Raw genomic sequence first — 15,493 nt, 5'->3', positions numbered from 1 at the left:
CTGAGCGACGGCGACGCCTGAGCGACGGCGAGGCCCCGGAGGGCAGGCCGGCCGGGCGGCCGGAGGGGGGCCGAAAACCCTTTGCGGGGCGGGGCGGTGGCGCGTCACGCTTCCGCGCATGACCAGTCACGCCGACGTACACCCCCGCCCGCGCCCCGTCGCGGACCTGTTCTCCGCCGACGGGCGCCTGAAGGCCGTGCCGCGCAGGCCCGCCCGCCGCGAGGCGCTCCTCGCGCACCTCGCCGCGACGCTCTTCGAGGCCGACCGCACCTACCGGGAGCCCGAGGTCAACGAGGCCCTGAGCACCGTGCACGACGACTTCCCGGCGCTGCGCCGTTATCTCGTCGTCGGCGGCTTCCTCACCCGTACGAAGGACGGCGCGGCCTACCGCCGACAGCAGCAGCCCGGCGTCCCCGGAGGCGCGATCCCCGCCGTCGCGTGACGACCGCGGTGGTGGCCGGCCTGCTGGCCGGCTACGGCATCGCGATCCCGGTCGGCGCCGTCGGCGCCCACCTGGTGGCGGTCGCGGCCCGCAGCCCGTGGCGTACGGGAGCGGGCGCGGCCCTCGGCGTCGCCACCGCCGACGGGGTGTACGCCCTGGTCGCGGTCCTCGGCGGCGCCGCCCTCGTCCCCCTCCTCGCCCCGGTGACGACCCCGCTGCGCTGGGCCTCCGCCCTGGTGCTGCTCGTCCTGGCCGCGACCTCGGCCCGGACCGCGCTCCGCACGTACCGCACGCACCGCGCGGGCGCCACCGCTGCGGAGCGGGAGCGGGTCGCGCCCCGGCGCGCGTACCTCGCCTTCCTGGGAATCACGATCCTCAACCCGATGACGGTGCTCTACTTCACCGCCCTCGTCCTCGGCGGCGGTCCGGCGACCGGTCCGGCGGACGCGACCGCGTTCGTCCTGGCGGCCTTCGCCGCCTCCGCCAGCTGGCAGTTGCTCCTCGCCACCACGGGGACGGTCCTCGGCCACACGCTCTCCTCGCCCCGCGCCCGGCTGACGACCAACCTGGCGTCGAGCGCGCTGATCGTGGTGCTCGCGGTGGGCCTGCTGCTCTGAGCGGCCCGCCCGGGGCGCCGACGGCCCGCGCCGCTTCAGGAGCGGGCGTACCGCGCGAGGAAGAGGTCCACGCCCGAGCCGATCGTGCGGGCGAGCTGCTCCTCGTCGACCTCCGCGTCCGGCGCGAAGGTGTGGACGAGCTGCAGCACGCCCACGGTCGCGCCGACGAGCTGCTGCACGGCCAGCGCCGGGTCCGGTACGTCGAGCGCCCCGCGCGCGTCGAGCTCGGTGAGGGCCTCGACGAGCGGGCCGTTGCACATGTCGTACGTGACCCGGTACCAGAGCCGGCCGAGCTGCGGGAAGCGGTCGATCTCACCGATGACCAGCCGGCGCAGCGACAGGATGTCGCGGCGCAGGAGGACGCGGGTCACGTCGGTGGTGACCCGGACGAGGGCGGCGCGCGGGTCGGTGGCGGCGGTGACGGTGGCGGCGACGGGCTCCAGACCGGCGTACGTCGTCGGCAGCACCCCGCCGACGACGGCGAGGAAGAGCCGCTCCTTGCTGCCGAAGTGCTTGTAGATCGTGGCCTTCGAGACGCCGGAGCGGCTGGTGATGGCGTCCATGGAGGCCGCCGAGTACCCCTCGGCGAGGAACTCGGTCAGGGCCGCGTCGATGATGGCCCGGCGCTTGCGCGAGGCGGCGTCGGCCGGGTCCGGGATGACCGGGATGCCGTACGCGTCGAGGGCGTCGTCCTTGGCGTCGCTCGCGGCGTGGGTCTCGGCGTAGGTTCCGGCGTCGCTCTCGGCTCCCATGGCGGTGTCCTCACGGTGGGAAAGGGGGCAGCAGTATATGAACTGAACCGTTCGGTCTGCAACGGAAGGCCCGCTTCCGCCCGTTTCCCGGGAGGACGCCGTCTCAGCGTGTCCGGCTGGTCGCCAGGGCCGCCGCGGCGACCGTCACGACGGCGCCCGCGGCTCCCGCCGCCAGCACTCGGCGCCTGGACCGCCAGGAGAGGACCGACCAGCAGGACCGCGCCGACAGCAGCGAGCCGAGGCTCGCCCACGAGCCGACCGACAGGACCGAGGCCGCCGAGCCGACCGACCCGACGGACAGGAACGATCCGACCGACCCGATGGAGAGGGTCGAGCCGACCGATCCGATGGAGAGGAACGAGCCCCGGGAGCAGAGCGAGAGCCGCGAGTCGCTGGAGGAGGACATGGCCCGATCGTAGGTCGCGGCGCCCGCGCGCACCGCCCGATTCGACCCGCCCGCGCCAGCCGCCGTACCCGCCCTGTCCGCCGTACGCGTCGGACATCCTCAGGGTGAGACCGCCGTCCATGCCCCGCCGGCCGGCCGAGATCGCCAGGACCGCGTCGGCCAGGGCGCCGCTCAGGTGGTCGCCGAGGGCGGTCGTCCGCGTCAGGCCGTCCAGGACGGCGTCGATCGGCGCGGCGATCTCCTGGGCCAGTGCGCCGCTCGACCGGGCCGTCCCGTGCTGGGCGACGGCCTCGTCTCACGCGTGCGGCACCCCCACGACCCTCGGTCGCGGGGGTGCCGGCGGGCCCGCTCAGGCGGCGCGGAAGCCGCGCAGCCGTAGGCTGTTGCCGACCACGAAGACCGAGGAGAACGCCATGGCGGCGCCCGCGATCATCGGGTTGAGCAGTCCCGCCGCGGCGAGCGGCAGGGCGGCCACGTTGTAGGCGAAGGCCCAGAAGAGGTTCGAGCGGATGGTGCCGAGGGTCCGCCGCGAGAGCCGGATGGCGTCCGCCGCGGCCCGCAGGTCCCCCCGTACGAGGGTGAGGTCGCCGGCCTCGATGGCGGCGTCCGTGCCGGTGCCCATGGCAAGGCCCAGGTCGGCCTGGGCGAGCGCGGCGGCGTCGTTCACGCCGTCGCCGACCATGGCGACCGAACGGCCCTCCGCCTGGAGGCGCTTGACGACGTCGACCTTGTCCTGCGGCATGACCTCCGCGACGACCTCGCCGATGCCGACCTCCGCGGCCACCGCCTCCGCGACGGCCCGGTTGTCGCCGGTGAGCAGGATCGGGGTGAGGCCGAGGGCCTTCAGGCGGCGGATCGCCTCGGCGCTGGTGTCCTTGACGGCGTCGGCCACCTCCAGGACCGCGCGGGCCTCCCCGTCCCACGCGACGGCGATGGCTGTCCGGCCGGCCCGCTCGGCCTCGTCCTTCGCGGCCTTGAGACCGGTCGGCAGGACCATGGCCCACTCGTCGAGGAGCTTCTCCCGGCCGACGAGGACGGCGTGGCCGTCGACGACGCCCTGGACGCCGAGACCGGGCACGTTCGCGAAGTCCTCCGGGGCGGGCAGGGTGCCGACCCGGGCGGCGGCGCCGGTCGCGACGGCCTGGGCGATCGGGTGCTCGGAGGAGTGCTCCAGGGCGCCGGCCAGGCGCAGCACGTCGGCCTCGTCGACGCCGTCGGCGGTGTGGACGGCGAGCAGCGTCATCCGGCCGGTGGTGACGGTGCCGGTCTTGTCGAGGACGATCGTGTCGACCTTGCGGGTGGTCTCCAGGACCTCCGGTCCCTTGATGAGGATGCCGAGCTGCGCGCCGCGGCCGGTGCCGACCATGAGGGCGGTCGGGGTGGCCAGGCCCAGGGCGCACGGGCAGGCGATGATCAGGACGGCGACGGCTGCCGTGAACGCGGCCGTGAGGCCCTGTCCCGTACCCAGCCAGAAGCCGAGGGTGCCGAGCGCGAGGGCGATGACGACGGGGACGAAGACGGCGGAGATCCGGTCGGCGAGGCGCTGCGCCGCGGCCTTGCCGTTCTGGGCGTCCTCGACGAGCTTGGCCATGCGGGCGAGCTGGGTGTCGGCGCCGACCCGGGTGGCCTCGACGACGAGGCGGCCGCCGGCGTTCAGGGTGGCGCCGGTGACGGCGTCGCCGACGGCGACCTCGACCGGGACGGACTCGCCGGTGAGCATGGACGCGTCGACGGCCGACGAGCCCTCGACGACGGTGCCGTCGGTGGCGATCTTCTCGCCCGGGCGGACCAGGAAGCGGTCGCCGACCTGGAGCTCCGCGGTCGGTACGGTCACTTCGCGGCCGTTCCTGAGGACGGTCACCTCCTTCGCGCCGAGCTGCATCAGCGCCTTCAGCGCGGCGCCCGCCTTGCGCTTGGAACGGGCCTCGAAGTACCGCCCGGCGAGGATGAAGGCGGTGACCCCTGCCGCGGCCTCCAGGTAGATGTTCCCGGCGCCGTCGGTCCGGGCGATCGTGAACTCGAAGGGGTGCGTCATCCCGGGCGTACCGGCCGTGCCGAAGAACAGCGCCCACAGCGACCAGGCGAAGGCGGCGATCGTGCCGACCGAGATCAGGGTGTCCATGGTGGCCGCGCCGTGCCGGGCGTTCGTCCACGCGGCGCGGTGGAACGGCCAGGCGGCGTACGTGACGACCGGCGCGGCGAGCGTGAGGCTCAGCCACTGCCAGTACTCGATCTGCAGCGCCGGGACCATCGCCATCGCGATGACGGGGACGGCGAGCGCGGCCGCGGTGATCAGCCGCTGCCGCAGGGGCCGCAGCTCCGCGTCCGCCTTCTCCTCGTCGGAGGGGCCGGCCTCGCCCTCGCCGGACGCGGGGCGCTCGGGCCGCGGCTCCTCGGCGGTGTAGCCGGTGGCCTCGACCGTGGCGATGAGGTCCGCGACGCCGATGCCGGCGTGGGCGTCGAAGGTGACCTTCGCCTTCTCGGTCGCGTAGTTGACGGTGGCCTCGACCCCGTCCATGCGGTTCAGCTTCTTTTCGATCCGGGCCGCGCAGGAGGCGCAGGTCATGCCGCCGATGGCGAGCTCGACCTGGGCGGTGGCGGTGCCTGGCGTCGTGGTGGTGGTCATGTCCTGCGCCTCTCGCTTTCCTTCTCTTTCCTTCTTCTTCCTTCGGTCAGGCGCGGCCGGTCAGCTCGTAGCCCGCGTCGTCGATCGCGGCGGCGATCGCGGTGTCGTCGGGCTCGCCGCCGGTGGTCACGGTCACCAGGCCACCCGCGAGGTCGACGTCCACGGAGACGACGCCGTCCAGCGCGCCGACGGAGGCGGTGATCGCGGTGCGGCAGTGGCCGCAGGTCATCCCGGAGACGGCGTACGTGGTCGCGGTGGTCTCGGCGACGGCCGTCGCCGTCGCGGCCGTTCCGGCGGCGGTGGTGGTGGAGCAGCTGTGGTCGGGGGAGCAGCAGGAACCCATGTCGTCCTCCAGGAGTTGAGGTCGAGATACCCGAGGGGGGTATCGCTCGGCGTGATCCATGTATACCCCTGCCGGGTATGCGGACGCAACCGGTTCCGGGGCTTGACTTGATACCCCCCAGGGGTATGGTGAGGTGCATGGGAAGAAGGGAGACCCAGTCATGAACACCGGAGTGAGGATCACCGCCTTCGCCGCCGCTCTCGCCGCGACCTTCGGGACCGCGTACGGGGTGGGGAAGGGCGTCGGCCCTGTCGACGAGCCGCAGCGGGCGGCGGAGCACGGGGACCACGCGAGCACGGGTACGAATGAGGGCGTGGGCGTGGGCGAGGGTGCGGGCCAGGCCGGCGGTGACGGGCACGCGGGCCACGAGGCCGGCCCCGCCGCGAGCCTGCCCGGCGGGCTCCAGGTGTCCCAGGGCGGCTACACGCTCGCCCTGGAGACGCCGACGCCCGCCCCCGGCCGCAGCGTCCTGCGGTTCTCGGTCAAGGACGCGACCGGCAGGAAGGTCACCGCCTTCGCCACCGAGCACGGCAAGGAACTGCACTTCATCGTCGCCTCGCGCGACCTGACGGTCTTCCGGCACCTCCACCCCGTGAAGGCCGCCGACGGCACCTGGACCGTGGAGGCCGACCTGCCCGCCGCCGGCGGCTACAAGGCCTTCGCCGACTTCAGGCCCGCCGCCCCCGGCGCCGAGGGCGTCACGCTGGGCGCGGACCTCGCCGTCCCCGGCGCGTACGCGCCGAAGCCGCTCCCCGCCGCCGCGCGGACGGCGACCGTCGACGGCTACCAGGTCCGGCTCGGCGGCACCCTCGACCCCGGCAAGCCCGGTGAACTGCGGCTCACCGTCACCAGGGGCGGGAAGCCGGTCACCGACCTGGAGCCCTACCTCGGCGCGTACGGGCACCTCGTCGCCCTCCGCGCCGGTGACCTCGCCTACCTCCACGTCCACCCGAACGAGGGCGGGCCCGGCCCGGACGTCTCCTTCACGGCGACGGCCCCCAGCGCGGGGGCGTACCGTCTCTTCCTCGACTTCCAGCACGGGGGGAAGGTGCGGACGGCGGCCTTCACGGTCACCGCGGGGGCCGGTGGTGCGGGAGGCGAGGCGCCCGCTCCGGCGGCGGACGGGGCCACGCACGGTGCGGGAGGCCACGCACACGGCTAGTCTGGTCATTGGACTAGACCTGTAGCCGTCATTCATGGAGGAATGGGCCGCGATGAGCAACCGAGCAGTCCTTGAGGTGATCGCCCTCGACGAGGAGGACGCCGTCGCTGCCCAGGCCGGTGGAGCCGACCGGCTCGAACTCGTCACCGACATGGCGGCGGACGGCCTCACCCCGTCCACGGCCGTCTTCTCCGCCGTGCGGGCCGCCGTCGACATCCCGCTGCGCGTGATGCTCCGGCTCACCGACGGCTTCGCCGCCGGGGACGTCGACGCCCTCGTCGGCCGCGCCGCCGAACTGCGCGCCGCGGGCGCCGACGAGTTCGTCCTCGGCTTCCTCACCGCCGACGGCGAGCCCGACCTCGTCGCGATCGAGCGGCTCGTCGCGGTCCTCGACGGCTGCCGCTGGACCTTCCACCGGGCCGTCGACCGCGCCGCCGACCGCGACGGCCTCCGCAAGCGCCTCGCCGACCTCCCCGGCCTCGACACCTACCTCACCGCGGGCGCCGCCACCGGCGTCGACGACGGCCTCGCCACCCTGCGCGCCGAAGCGGCCCGCACGGGCGAACCCGGCTACGAACCGCAGATCCTCGTCGGCGGCGGCCTCCGCCTCGACCACCTGCCCACCCTCCGTGCCGCCGGCCTCACCGCCTTCCACATCGGCGGCGCCGCCCGCCCCGAGGGCTGGACCGCCCCGGTCTCCGCCCCCGCGGTCCGCACCTGGCGCGAGGCCCTCGACGCGGCGTAGGGCGCGTCGGGCGGCCGCCGCGGAGCCCGCGGTGGTCAGACCGTCCGGGCCCGAGCCCGGCCCGGCCGGGGGAGCGGGCGCGGCGGCGGAAAACCGGTCGCCCGGACCGCGGGGCCGTTCCTAACCTGTCGGGCATGGATGCCGCACCGATCGATGCCGAGCTCGTACGGCGGCTGGTCGCCGCGCAGTTCCCGCAGTGGAGCGGCCTTGGGGTGCGGCGGGTGGCGTCGGCCGGGACCGACAACGCGATGTTCCGGCTCGGCGACGACCTCGTCGTAAGGCTGCCGAAGGCTCCGTGGGCGGCCGGGCAGGTCGAGAAGGAGCAGCGGTGGCTGCCACACCTCGCGCCGCACCTGCCGCTCGCCGTGCCCGTGCCCGTCGGGCTCGGAGCGCCCGGGGAGGGGTTCACGCGGGCGTGGGCCGTCTGCGCGTGGCTCGACGGCGCCGACGCCTTCACCGCGCCGCTCACCGATCTCGCCCACGCCGCCGTCGAGTTGGGCCGCTTCGGCGCGGCGCTGCGGCGGGTCGACGCCACCGGAGGACCCGCGTCGTTCCGGGGCGGGCACGTCACGGAGTGGGAGGAGGGTGCCATGCCCGGAGCCGTACGCGCGCTCGGCGACCGCGGCGCGCTGGACCCCGCCGCCGCCCGCGCCGCCTGGGAGGCGGTGCTCCGGCTCCCGCAGTGGGACGGCGACCCCGTCTGGGTCCACGGCGACCTGCTCCCCGGCAACCTCCTGGGCCGCGACGGCAGGCTCAGCGCGGTCATCGACTTCGGCGGCCTCGGCACGGGCGACCCGGCCTGCGACATGATGGCCGCCTGGACCCTCCTGACCCCCGAGACCCGCCCCCTCTTCCGCGAGGCCGCCGAGGTCGACGACGCCACCTGGGCGCGCGGCCGGGGCTGGGCCCTGTGCTGGGGCGTCGTCACCGAGGACCACTACCGCGACACCAACCCGGCCCTCGCCGCCGTCGCCCACCGCAGCTGGACCCAGGCGCTCGCCGAGTTCCCGTCCTGAGAGCGGGGCTGTCCCCGGGATGGCGGAGGATGGTGCTCATGTGCGCGCTTTTCGACCCTCCCGAGCCTCGCCGCGTCCCGCCGGGCGAGTACCCGGTGTGGGACCAGGCTCTCGCCCTCCTGAACCGGGACCTGGCGGTGACGCTTCCCCAGGTGGAGCCCCTGCAGCTGCTGGCCCTTCCGTCCTGTGAAGCGGACGAGCCGGAGAACGTCCACGTCGCCATGGCCAACGGCGAGTGGCAGGGCAACCCCTTGGACCCGAACTCGCAGGACAGCTTCGCCTCTGCCCTGGCGAGCGTCGCCGATGCCGCGCAGGAGACCGTCATGGAGCTTCTGTGGCAGGTGTGGCCCCTGTGCCCCGAGCACGGCCTGGGCATGCATCCAAGGGAGGACACCGAAGAGCGACTGTCCTGGTGGTGCGCGGGAGAACGCCTGCGTCGCGGCCCGGCTCATGTGCACGCGGCCGTGGGTGCACTCGACGCTCCGGGAGGGTCGACCCGTACTCGGTCTTGAAAACGCGACGTGACGGGCCACGCCCCCCAAAAGATCCATTACTTCCGCGGTAATCGACCCCCGGCGGGGCCCCGGGCAGGGTGGGCGCACCGGGGCGGCGCAGGGCCGCACCCCGGCGGAGCGCAACGAGGTGGTCGAGGTGGTCGAGGTGGGGGCGCAGGTGCGGCGGCGGGGGCCGGTTGGTGCGGGCCGGCTGGGGCGGCGGGGGCCGGTTGGTGCGGGGCGGCTGGGGAGCGCGGTGAGCGCGGTGCTCGCGGCGGTCGTCGTCGCGGGGGCGGCCACGGCCGCGGGGGCGTTGCCGGGCGGCGGCGGCACGGGGGTGCACGCGGACTGCCCGGGGGTGCGCGCGAAGGTCGACCGGCTGGAGGGGCGGATCACCCCCAACGCGTGCGCGTTCATGGAGCGCCAGATCGCCTTCGGGGAGCTGCCGACCGGCACGCCGCCGGCCCCCGGCGACCTGGAGCACCCCCGGGTGCGGGCCTACCTCGACATCTTCGACGCCGACGCGTCCCTGTGGGAGGCGGGCTCGGAGGCGCAGCGCGGCCGCACCGTGATCGGGTCGTCGATCGGCGCCTCGCTGCGGATGGTTCCGGACCTGCGCTACCGGGGCACGGACGTGGTCACCGACGGCAGCGCGATGTTCTTCGGCCAGTGGAACGAGGTCACCCTGAAGGGCCGGACCGTCGCGTACCCGCAGATCGCGCGCAACGTCCTCGGCGACGACGGCAGGACGATCCAGGCCCGCCGCTACTACGACCGTGCCGTGCTGTTCCGCGACACGCTCCCGCAGGCGGCGCCGCGGCCCCTCTTTGAGGGCATCGCCGACGCCGACCACGGCACCGACGCCGATCCTGCGGCAGCCCGCCGCCCCGCCCCGCCCGCCGGGCGCTTCCGGTCCCCGGAGATCCCCGCCCGGCTCGCCGCCTGGAACGCCGAGGACGTCGGCGCCCTCCTCGGCCGGCTGCCCGGGGCGCGCCTGAGCGGGCCGGGCCTCGACCGGCCCCTCGTCACGCGCGCCGCCCAACGGGCCTATCTGGAGCGGCTGTTCTCGACCGTCGACGTCCGGCTCGACGCGGGACAGTCGGCCTTCGGTACGACCACGACGTACGTGGAGTGGCACGGCACCGCGTCGGGCGCCATGGGCGACCGGATTCCCTTCGGCATCGTGGAGCGCCTCGGCCCGGACGGCGCGTGGGAGCTGTCCTTCGACACGCTGCCGCTCGTCGCGACCCCGGCCGAGATCCGCGCGCTGTTCGGGCAGCTGACCTCCTGATCGGCCTGGCCGCCACCGCCACCGCCACCGGCTCCTCCCACGTCACGTCACGCGGACGGCACCTCGCCCAACTGCGGCGGCAGCGCCGCCGAGTGGAGGATCGTCAGGCCGGAGACCGCTCGGGTCAGCGCCACGTACAGGCGGCGCAGGCCCGTGCGCTCGTCCGGTTCGCCGTCGACGATCGCCGCCGGCTCGTCCAGGACCACGTAGTCGTACTCCAGGCCCTTGGCGAGCGACGCCGGGACGAGGGTGAGCCGGGAGGCGGCCGTCGTCTCCTCGCCGGGCGCGAGGTGGCCGAGCCTCGCGGCGGCCAGCGCCTCGGCGAGCGGCGCGATCCGCGCGTCGGCGGCGATCAGGCCGATGGAGCCCTCGTGCGCGAGGGACTCGACGCAGGCCGCGACCACGTCCGCGTCCAGGTCGTCGCTGGCTCGGACGGCGAGCGCGCCGGGGTTCTCCCGGACCGACTCGACCGCCGCGAGCCCCGGCGACATGTGCGGCAGCAGCCGGGAGGCGTACGCGATGACCTCGCGCGGCACGCGGAAACCGGCGGTCAGCTCCTCGACGACCGCCTCCGGCTTCCCGAGGTGGGCGAGGGCCTGCGCCCAGCTCTCCGTCGCCCACGGCGTCGTCCCCTGCGCCAGGTCGCCGAGGACGGTCGCCGAGCCGGTGGTACAGCGCCTGCCCACCGCCCGGTACTGCATGGGGGAGAGGTCCTGGGCCTCGTCGAGGACGACGTGACCGAGCGAGTGGGTCCGCTCCACCAGGTCCTTCGCCTCGTCGACGAGCACCGCGTCCGCCGCCGACCACTTCGCCGACTTCACGCTCCGCGCGGGCTTCGCCCACAGCAGCAGCTTCTGCTCCTCCTCGCTCAGCACCCCCTCGGCGTGCGCGGCGAGGAACTCGGCGTCGGAGAGCAGCCGCAGCACCAGCTTCGCCGGGTCGACGGGCGGCCAGCACTCCTTCACGACCGCCTTCACGGCGGGGTTGCGCGCGACCGCGTTCTGCACGCGGTCGTCGGGCGCCTCGCCGGCCTCCTCCATGCGGACGAGGACGGCGTGCGCGATGCGCTGCGGAAGGGCCTCGCGGGCCGCCCCGTACCGGATGTCCCGGTCGAGCAACTCCCGCACCATCTCCGCCAGTTCGTACGCCGGTACGCGCCAGCGCCGCGAGCCGCGCACCACCGTCAGCGGCTCGGTCGGCAGCGACACGTGCGAGCGGACCGCCCGCCGCAGCACCTCCGCCATCCGGGCGTCGCCCTTCACGACCGCCGTCGCCGCCTCGTCCACGCCCCGCACCTCGACGTGGGCGACGAGGTCGTCGACCGTCGCCTGCTGCACCTCCAGCTCGCCGAGCGCGGGCAGCACCTGCTCGATGTAGTGGAGGAAGGACCGGTTCGGCCCGATGACGAGCGTGCCCGTGCGGGCGAGCCGCTCCCGGTGCGCGTAGAGGAGGTACGCGACACGGTGCAGGCCCACGGCCGTCTTGCCGGTCCCCGGGCCGCCCTGCACGCACACCGTGCCCGACAGGTCGGAGCGGACGATCTCGTCCTGCTCGGGCTGGATCGTCGCCACGATGTCCCGCATCGGACCGACGCGGGGCCGCTCGATCTCCGCCTGGAGCAGGCGGCTGGTCCGCTCCAGCTCCGCCGGGTCGGAGAGGTGCTCGTCCTCGTACGCGGTGAGGTCGCCGCCCGTGTACCCGAAGCGGCGCCGCAGCCCCACGTCCTGCGGGTCCTTCCGCGACGCCCGGTAGAACGGCTGCGACACGGGCGCGCGCCAGTCGATCACCATCGGGTCGCCGTCGTGGTCGTGGACGTGCCGCCGGCCGATGTAGAAGCGCTGCCCCTCCTGCGCGGTGTGCAGGTAGTCGAGCCGGCCGAAGAAGAGCGGGGTGTCCGCGAGGTCGGCGAGCGCCTTGATCCGCTCCTCGATCTGGCGGCCGAGGACGAGCGAGTTCACCCAGTTGGCCGTGACGTCCTTGATGTCGAGCGCCTCGACGTCCTCGCGCATCGCCCGTAGGGCGGCGCGGGACGCGGTCAGGTGCGCGCGCTCCCGCGCGAGCGGATCGTCCACGGGCGCGGGCGCGGGCGGGGACGTGGGTGAGGGCGCGGGCTCGGCTGCGGGCACGGCTGCGGACACGGTGAAGCCTCCGGTGGGGTACACGGACACGTCGAAGTGGCCGCCGGTTTCCGACCGGACGGCGGCGCTCCACGGAACGGGAGGCGGGGAAGCTGGCGAGTGTACGCCGACGCCCGCGTCGGACGCGAACGGATATCCCGGCACCCGCCGGACGAACCGACGGGGCGCACCACCCGGGCGAACCGGCGGGGCCGACCGGCGGGGGCGGTCCGGTGGACGGCAGGTGGCGTCGGGTTCACCTCAGGTGCACGCCAGGTGCACAGTCGGTGTGCGGTCCGTGTGCGGCACAACCATCCCCTGACCTCGCGGGTCTCCTCATCGCACCACCTCAACGACGAACGAGGAGATCATGAAGAAGCCCTCCACCGGCCGCCGCGTCGCGCGGTTCGGTGCCTGTGCCGCCGCCGCAGGCCTGGTCTCCGTGGGGATGACCGCCACGCCGGCCCTCGCGGACAGTGACCAGCTCTGGATCGCCGCGACCCCGTACGAGCTCGTGCTGCCCAAGGCCGCCGACACCGGTCAGCAGCCCCCGGCGACCACCCTCGCCCTCGGCCTCTACCACGACAACCCGAACTACGTCGTGACGGACGGGCGCCTCACCGTCGACGTGTCCGGCCTCGCCGGCATCGCCGAGGTGACCTGGCCCGCGAACTGCGCGCCGACCGGCACCACCGCCGTCTGCTCCCTCCCCGAGGTCCCCACGACCGGCGTCACCCCCGTGAAGCTCCAGGTCCGCGCCGCGGCGGGTACGCCCGCCGGGACCACCGGCCGGATCTCGTACCAGGCCAAGGCCGCCACGACCGCCGAGGGCGGCGAGCTCACCGCCGCCGAGAACTGGACCGACGTCCGCGTCACCTCCGGTCCCGACCTCGTCCTCGCCGGGCCCGAGCCGGTCTCCGGGGTCGCCCCGGGCAGCACCGTCCCCGTCCGGTTCTCCGTCGCCAACCACGGCGACCAGCCGGCCAACGGCGTGCAGGTCAGCATGTACGTCACGCGCGGGCTGACGCTGGGCGGCCTGGCGCCGCAGTGCACCAGCACGCCCGTCGGCGAGGGGACGGTCAAGCCCGTCACACAGGTCGACTGCGCCTTCGACGACGTCGTCGCGCCCGGCGGCACCTTCACCCTGCCGGCCGACGTGTCCGCGCAGGTCGCCCCGTACGCCCTGGCCGAGCGCGTCGACATCGGCGTCCAGCCGCGCGGCGCCGAGGACATCCAGCCGCAGGACAACGGCACCGTCGCCGCGGTCACCGCCACCAACACCGCGGACTTCGCCGTCCGCGGCGCGCGGGTCACCGGCGGCGCCGGCGAGACCGTCGCCGTCCCGGTGACGTTCCGCAACCGCGGGCCCGCCTGGATCGCCAACCTCGGCTCCGGCGACCCGGTCGCCGCCGTCGACGTGACCGTCCCGCAGGGCGCCACGGCCACCGTCGTCCCGGACGCCTGCGAGCCGCGCACGGCGGACGGCGGCTGGTGGGAGGGCGAGGCCCGCACCGGCGCGCCCCGCTACCTGTGCCAGCTGCCGATGTGGGTCGCCGAGCAGCAGACGGTGACCTTCCCGTTCCAGCTGCGGATCGACACCGTGGTGACCGGCGCCAAGGGCGCGGTGCTCCTGAAGCCGCCGTACGGCGAGACGCCGCTGCCGTTCGACCCGAACCGGAAGAACGACCGGGCCAGGATCGTCCTGAACCCGGCGGTCTGACCGTCGCAAGCGGGACAGACACCACGAGGGCCCCGTCCGCGCACGGACCGGGCCCTCGTGCCGTCTGCCGACGAGGAGGTCAGGCGTCGCCCGTCAGCAGTTCGTCCGCGTCCACGATCCGGTAGGCGTACCCCTGCTCCGCCAGGAACCGCTGCCGGTGCGCCGCGAAGTCCTGGTCGATCGTGTCCCGCGCCACCACCGAGTAGAAGTGCGCCTGGTGCCCGTCCGCCTTCGGCCGCAGCACCCGGCCCAGGCGCTGCGCCTCCTCCTGCCGGGACCCGAAGGTGCCCGAGACCTGGATGGCGACGGTCGCCTCCGGCAGGTCGATGGAGAAGTTCGCGACCTTCGAGACGACGAGGACGCTGATCTCGCCGTTCCGGAAGGCGTCGAAGAGCTTCTCGCGCTGCGCGTTCGACGTCTCGCCCTTGATGACCGGCGCGTCGAGGTGTTCGCCCAGCTCGTCGAGCTGGTCGATGTACTGGCCGATGACGAGGATCTGCTGCCCGGCGAACTTCTTCACCAGGGCCTCGGTGACCTTCCGCTTCGTCGCCGTCGTCGCGCAGAAGCGGTACTTCTCCTCCGCCTCGGCCGTCGCGTACGCGAGCCGCTCCGCGTCGGTGAGGTTCACCCGGACCTCGACGCAGTCGGCGGGCGCGATGTACCCCTGCGCCTCGATCTCCTTCCACGGCGCGTCGAACCGCTTCGGCCCGATCAGCGAGAAGACGTCCGACTCGCGCCCGTCCTCCCGGACGAGCGTCGCCGTCAGGCCGAGCCGCCGCCGGGCCTGGAGGTCGGCGGTGAACTTGAAGACCGGCGCGGGCAGCAGGTGCACCTCGTCGTAGACGATCAGGCCCCAGTCGCGGGAGTCGAAGAGCTCCAGGTGCGGGTAGATGCCCTTCCGCTTGGTCGTGAGGACCTGGTACGTGGCGATGGTGACCGGCCGGATCTCCTTCTTCGTCCCGCTGTACTCGCCGATCTCGTCCTCCGTCAGGGAGGTCCGCCGCACCAGCTCGTGCTTCCACTGGCGGGCCGAGACCGTGTTGGTGACGAGGATCAGGGTCGTCGCCTTGGCCTGCGCCATCGCGCCCGCCCCGACCAGGGTCTTGCCCGCGCCGCAGGGCAGCACGACGACGCCCGACCCGCCGTGCCAGAAGCCCTCGACGGCCTGCTTCTGGTACGGGCGGAGCGTCCACCCGTCCTCGGCGAGGTCGATCCGGTGGGCCTCCCCGTCGACGTACCCGGCGAGGTCCTCGGCCGGCCAGCCCAGCTTCAGGAGCGTCTGCTTGATCTGCCCCCGTTCGGAGGGGTGCACCGCCACCGTGTCGGGGTCGATCCGCGTCCCGACCAGCGGCTGCACCTTCTTCGACCGGAGGATCTCCTCCAGGACGGGCCGGTCGGTGGTCGTCAGGACGAGCCCGTGGGTGGGGTGCTTGGAGAGCGTCAGCCGGCCGTAGCGCGCCATCGTCTCGGCCACGTCGACGAGCAGCGCGTGCGGCACGGGGTAGCGGGAGTACTCGACGAGCGCGTCGACGACCTGCTCGGCGTCGTGCCCGGCGGCGCGCGCGTTCCACAGACCGAGCGGCGTCACCCGGTACGTGTGGATGTGCTCGGGCGCCCGCTCCAGCTCCGCGAAGGGCGCGATGGCCCGGCGGCAGGCGTCGGCCTGCTCGTGGTCGACCTCCAGGAGCAGCGTCTTGTCGCTCTGGACGATCAGGCAGGACACACATACCTCCAGGGATAGGATCGCGTTGTGACAGACACC

At 74.3% G+C, this 15,493-nt stretch carries 14 protein-coding genes; 8 read left to right on the top strand and 6 right to left on the bottom strand.

The genetic code is table 11. The features are described from left to right. The first annotated feature begins 118 nt into the window (after positions 1-118). Both ACWDVG_RS03890 and ACWDVG_RS03885 read left to right on the top strand, forming a co-directional pair. Positions 119-442, top strand: coding sequence for a DUF2087 domain-containing protein (locus ACWDVG_RS03890; RefSeq protein WP_451695884.1), 324 nt, complete (start codon positions 119-121; stop codon positions 440-442). Beyond that, on the top strand, positions 439-1,059 hold the full coding sequence (locus tag ACWDVG_RS03885) for a LysE/ArgO family amino acid transporter (protein ID WP_451695882.1): 621 nt from the start codon (positions 439-441) through the stop codon (positions 1,057-1,059). Before ACWDVG_RS03890 ends, ACWDVG_RS03885 begins: the two co-directional genes overlap by 4 nt. A 35-nt stretch (positions 1,060-1,094) precedes the next feature. Here ACWDVG_RS03885 and ACWDVG_RS03880 read toward each other — a convergent pair whose 3' ends face one another. The 4 genes from ACWDVG_RS03880 to ACWDVG_RS03865 form a co-directional block, all read right to left on the bottom strand. Then, positions 1,095-1,811, bottom strand: coding sequence for a TetR/AcrR family transcriptional regulator (locus ACWDVG_RS03880; RefSeq protein ID WP_451695880.1), 717 nt, complete (start codon positions 1,809-1,811; stop codon positions 1,095-1,097). A gap of 103 nt (positions 1,812-1,914) precedes the next feature. After that, entirely contained in the window at positions 1,915-2,217 is a 303-nt protein-coding gene (locus ACWDVG_RS03875) for a hypothetical protein (protein ID WP_451695878.1), read from the bottom strand. 349 nt (positions 2,218-2,566) lie between these two features. After that, the gene (locus ACWDVG_RS03870; RefSeq protein WP_451695877.1) at positions 2,567-4,843 is read right to left on the bottom strand and encodes a heavy metal translocating P-type ATPase; all 2,277 of its coding nucleotides are present in this window, start codon (positions 4,841-4,843) and stop codon (positions 2,567-2,569) included. 46 nt (positions 4,844-4,889) lie between these two features. Continuing rightward, positions 4,890-5,186, bottom strand: coding sequence for a cation transporter (locus ACWDVG_RS03865; protein WP_451695875.1), 297 nt, complete (start codon positions 5,184-5,186; stop codon positions 4,890-4,892). A 160-nt stretch (positions 5,187-5,346) separates the two neighbouring features. On the opposite strand from ACWDVG_RS03865, the gene ACWDVG_RS03860 reads away from it, so the two are divergent. The 5 genes from ACWDVG_RS03860 (at position 5,347) to ACWDVG_RS03840 (ending at position 9,894) form a co-directional block, all read left to right on the top strand. After that, positions 5,347-6,348: a hypothetical protein gene (locus tag ACWDVG_RS03860; RefSeq protein ID WP_451695873.1), complete on the top strand. Its 1,002-nt coding sequence runs from the start codon at positions 5,347-5,349 to the stop codon at positions 6,346-6,348. Positions 6,349-6,400: 52 nt separating this feature from the next. Further along, positions 6,401-7,093 carry a copper homeostasis protein CutC gene (locus ACWDVG_RS03855; protein ID WP_451695871.1) on the top strand — a complete coding sequence of 231 codons (693 nt, stop codon included), beginning with the start codon at positions 6,401-6,403 and terminating at the stop codon, positions 7,091-7,093. A 134-nt stretch (positions 7,094-7,227) separates the two neighbouring features. Further along, entirely contained in the window at positions 7,228-8,109 is an 882-nt protein-coding gene (locus tag ACWDVG_RS03850) for an aminoglycoside phosphotransferase family protein (protein WP_451695870.1), read from the top strand. A 38-nt stretch (positions 8,110-8,147) separates the two neighbouring features. Next, complete coding sequence (locus ACWDVG_RS03845) at positions 8,148-8,621, top strand: hypothetical protein (protein ID WP_451695868.1); 474 nt, start codon at positions 8,148-8,150, stop codon at positions 8,619-8,621. A gap of 238 nt (positions 8,622-8,859) precedes the next feature. Next, positions 8,860-9,894, top strand: coding sequence for a hypothetical protein (locus tag ACWDVG_RS03840; RefSeq protein ID WP_451695867.1), 1,035 nt, complete (start codon positions 8,860-8,862; stop codon positions 9,892-9,894). Positions 9,895-9,941: 47 nt separating this feature from the next. Here the strand turns inward: ACWDVG_RS03840 and ACWDVG_RS03835 are convergent, their stop codons facing one another. Beyond that, positions 9,942-12,032 (bottom strand): HelD family protein, encoded by a 2,091-nt coding sequence (locus tag ACWDVG_RS03835; protein ID WP_451695865.1) that lies wholly within the window; start codon positions 12,030-12,032, stop codon positions 9,942-9,944. A gap of 349 nt (positions 12,033-12,381) precedes the next feature. Between ACWDVG_RS03835 and ACWDVG_RS03830 the strand changes: the two genes are divergently transcribed. Continuing rightward, the gene (locus ACWDVG_RS03830; protein ID WP_451695864.1) at positions 12,382-13,731 is read left to right on the top strand and encodes a hypothetical protein; all 1,350 of its coding nucleotides are present in this window, start codon (positions 12,382-12,384) and stop codon (positions 13,729-13,731) included. A gap of 79 nt (positions 13,732-13,810) precedes the next feature. Here ACWDVG_RS03830 and ACWDVG_RS03825 read toward each other — a convergent pair whose 3' ends face one another. Next, the gene (locus ACWDVG_RS03825) at positions 13,811-15,454 is read right to left on the bottom strand and encodes a DNA repair helicase XPB (protein WP_451695863.1); all 1,644 of its coding nucleotides are present in this window, start codon (positions 15,452-15,454) and stop codon (positions 13,811-13,813) included. Positions 15,455-15,493: the final 39 nt, after the last annotated feature.

It is taken from the genome of Streptomyces sp. NPDC003327 (assembly GCF_053589515.1).
The sequence above is the reverse complement of the archived record's forward strand: the minus strand, read 5'-3'. Positions and strand labels throughout refer to the sequence as shown.

What these genes read in the sequence shown, in the direction of transcription:
- ACWDVG_RS03875 (WP_451695878.1), bottom strand. Translation starts at nt 2,217, where the DNA reads ATGTCCTCCTCCAGCGACTCGCGGCTCTCGCTCTGCTCCCGGGGCTCG.
- ACWDVG_RS03890 (WP_451695884.1), top strand. Translation starts at nt 119, where the DNA reads ATGACCAGTCACGCCGACGTACACCCCCGCCCGCGCCCCGTCGCGGAC.
- ACWDVG_RS03865 (WP_451695875.1), bottom strand. Translation starts at nt 5,186, where the DNA reads ATGGGTTCCTGCTGCTCCCCCGACCACAGCTGCTCCACCACCACCGCC.
- ACWDVG_RS03830 (WP_451695864.1), top strand. Translation starts at nt 12,382, where the DNA reads ATGAAGAAGCCCTCCACCGGCCGCCGCGTCGCGCGGTTCGGTGCCTGT.
- ACWDVG_RS03855 (WP_451695871.1), top strand. Translation starts at nt 6,401, where the DNA reads ATGAGCAACCGAGCAGTCCTTGAGGTGATCGCCCTCGACGAGGAGGAC.
- ACWDVG_RS03870 (WP_451695877.1), bottom strand. Translation starts at nt 4,843, where the DNA reads ATGACCACCACCACGACGCCAGGCACCGCCACCGCCCAGGTCGAGCTC.
- ACWDVG_RS03880 (WP_451695880.1), bottom strand. Translation starts at nt 1,811, where the DNA reads ATGGGAGCCGAGAGCGACGCCGGAACCTACGCCGAGACCCACGCCGCG.
- ACWDVG_RS03845 (WP_451695868.1), top strand. Translation starts at nt 8,148, where the DNA reads ATGTGCGCGCTTTTCGACCCTCCCGAGCCTCGCCGCGTCCCGCCGGGC.
- ACWDVG_RS03850 (WP_451695870.1), top strand. Translation starts at nt 7,228, where the DNA reads ATGGATGCCGCACCGATCGATGCCGAGCTCGTACGGCGGCTGGTCGCC.
- ACWDVG_RS03860 (WP_451695873.1), top strand. Translation starts at nt 5,347, where the DNA reads ATGAACACCGGAGTGAGGATCACCGCCTTCGCCGCCGCTCTCGCCGCG.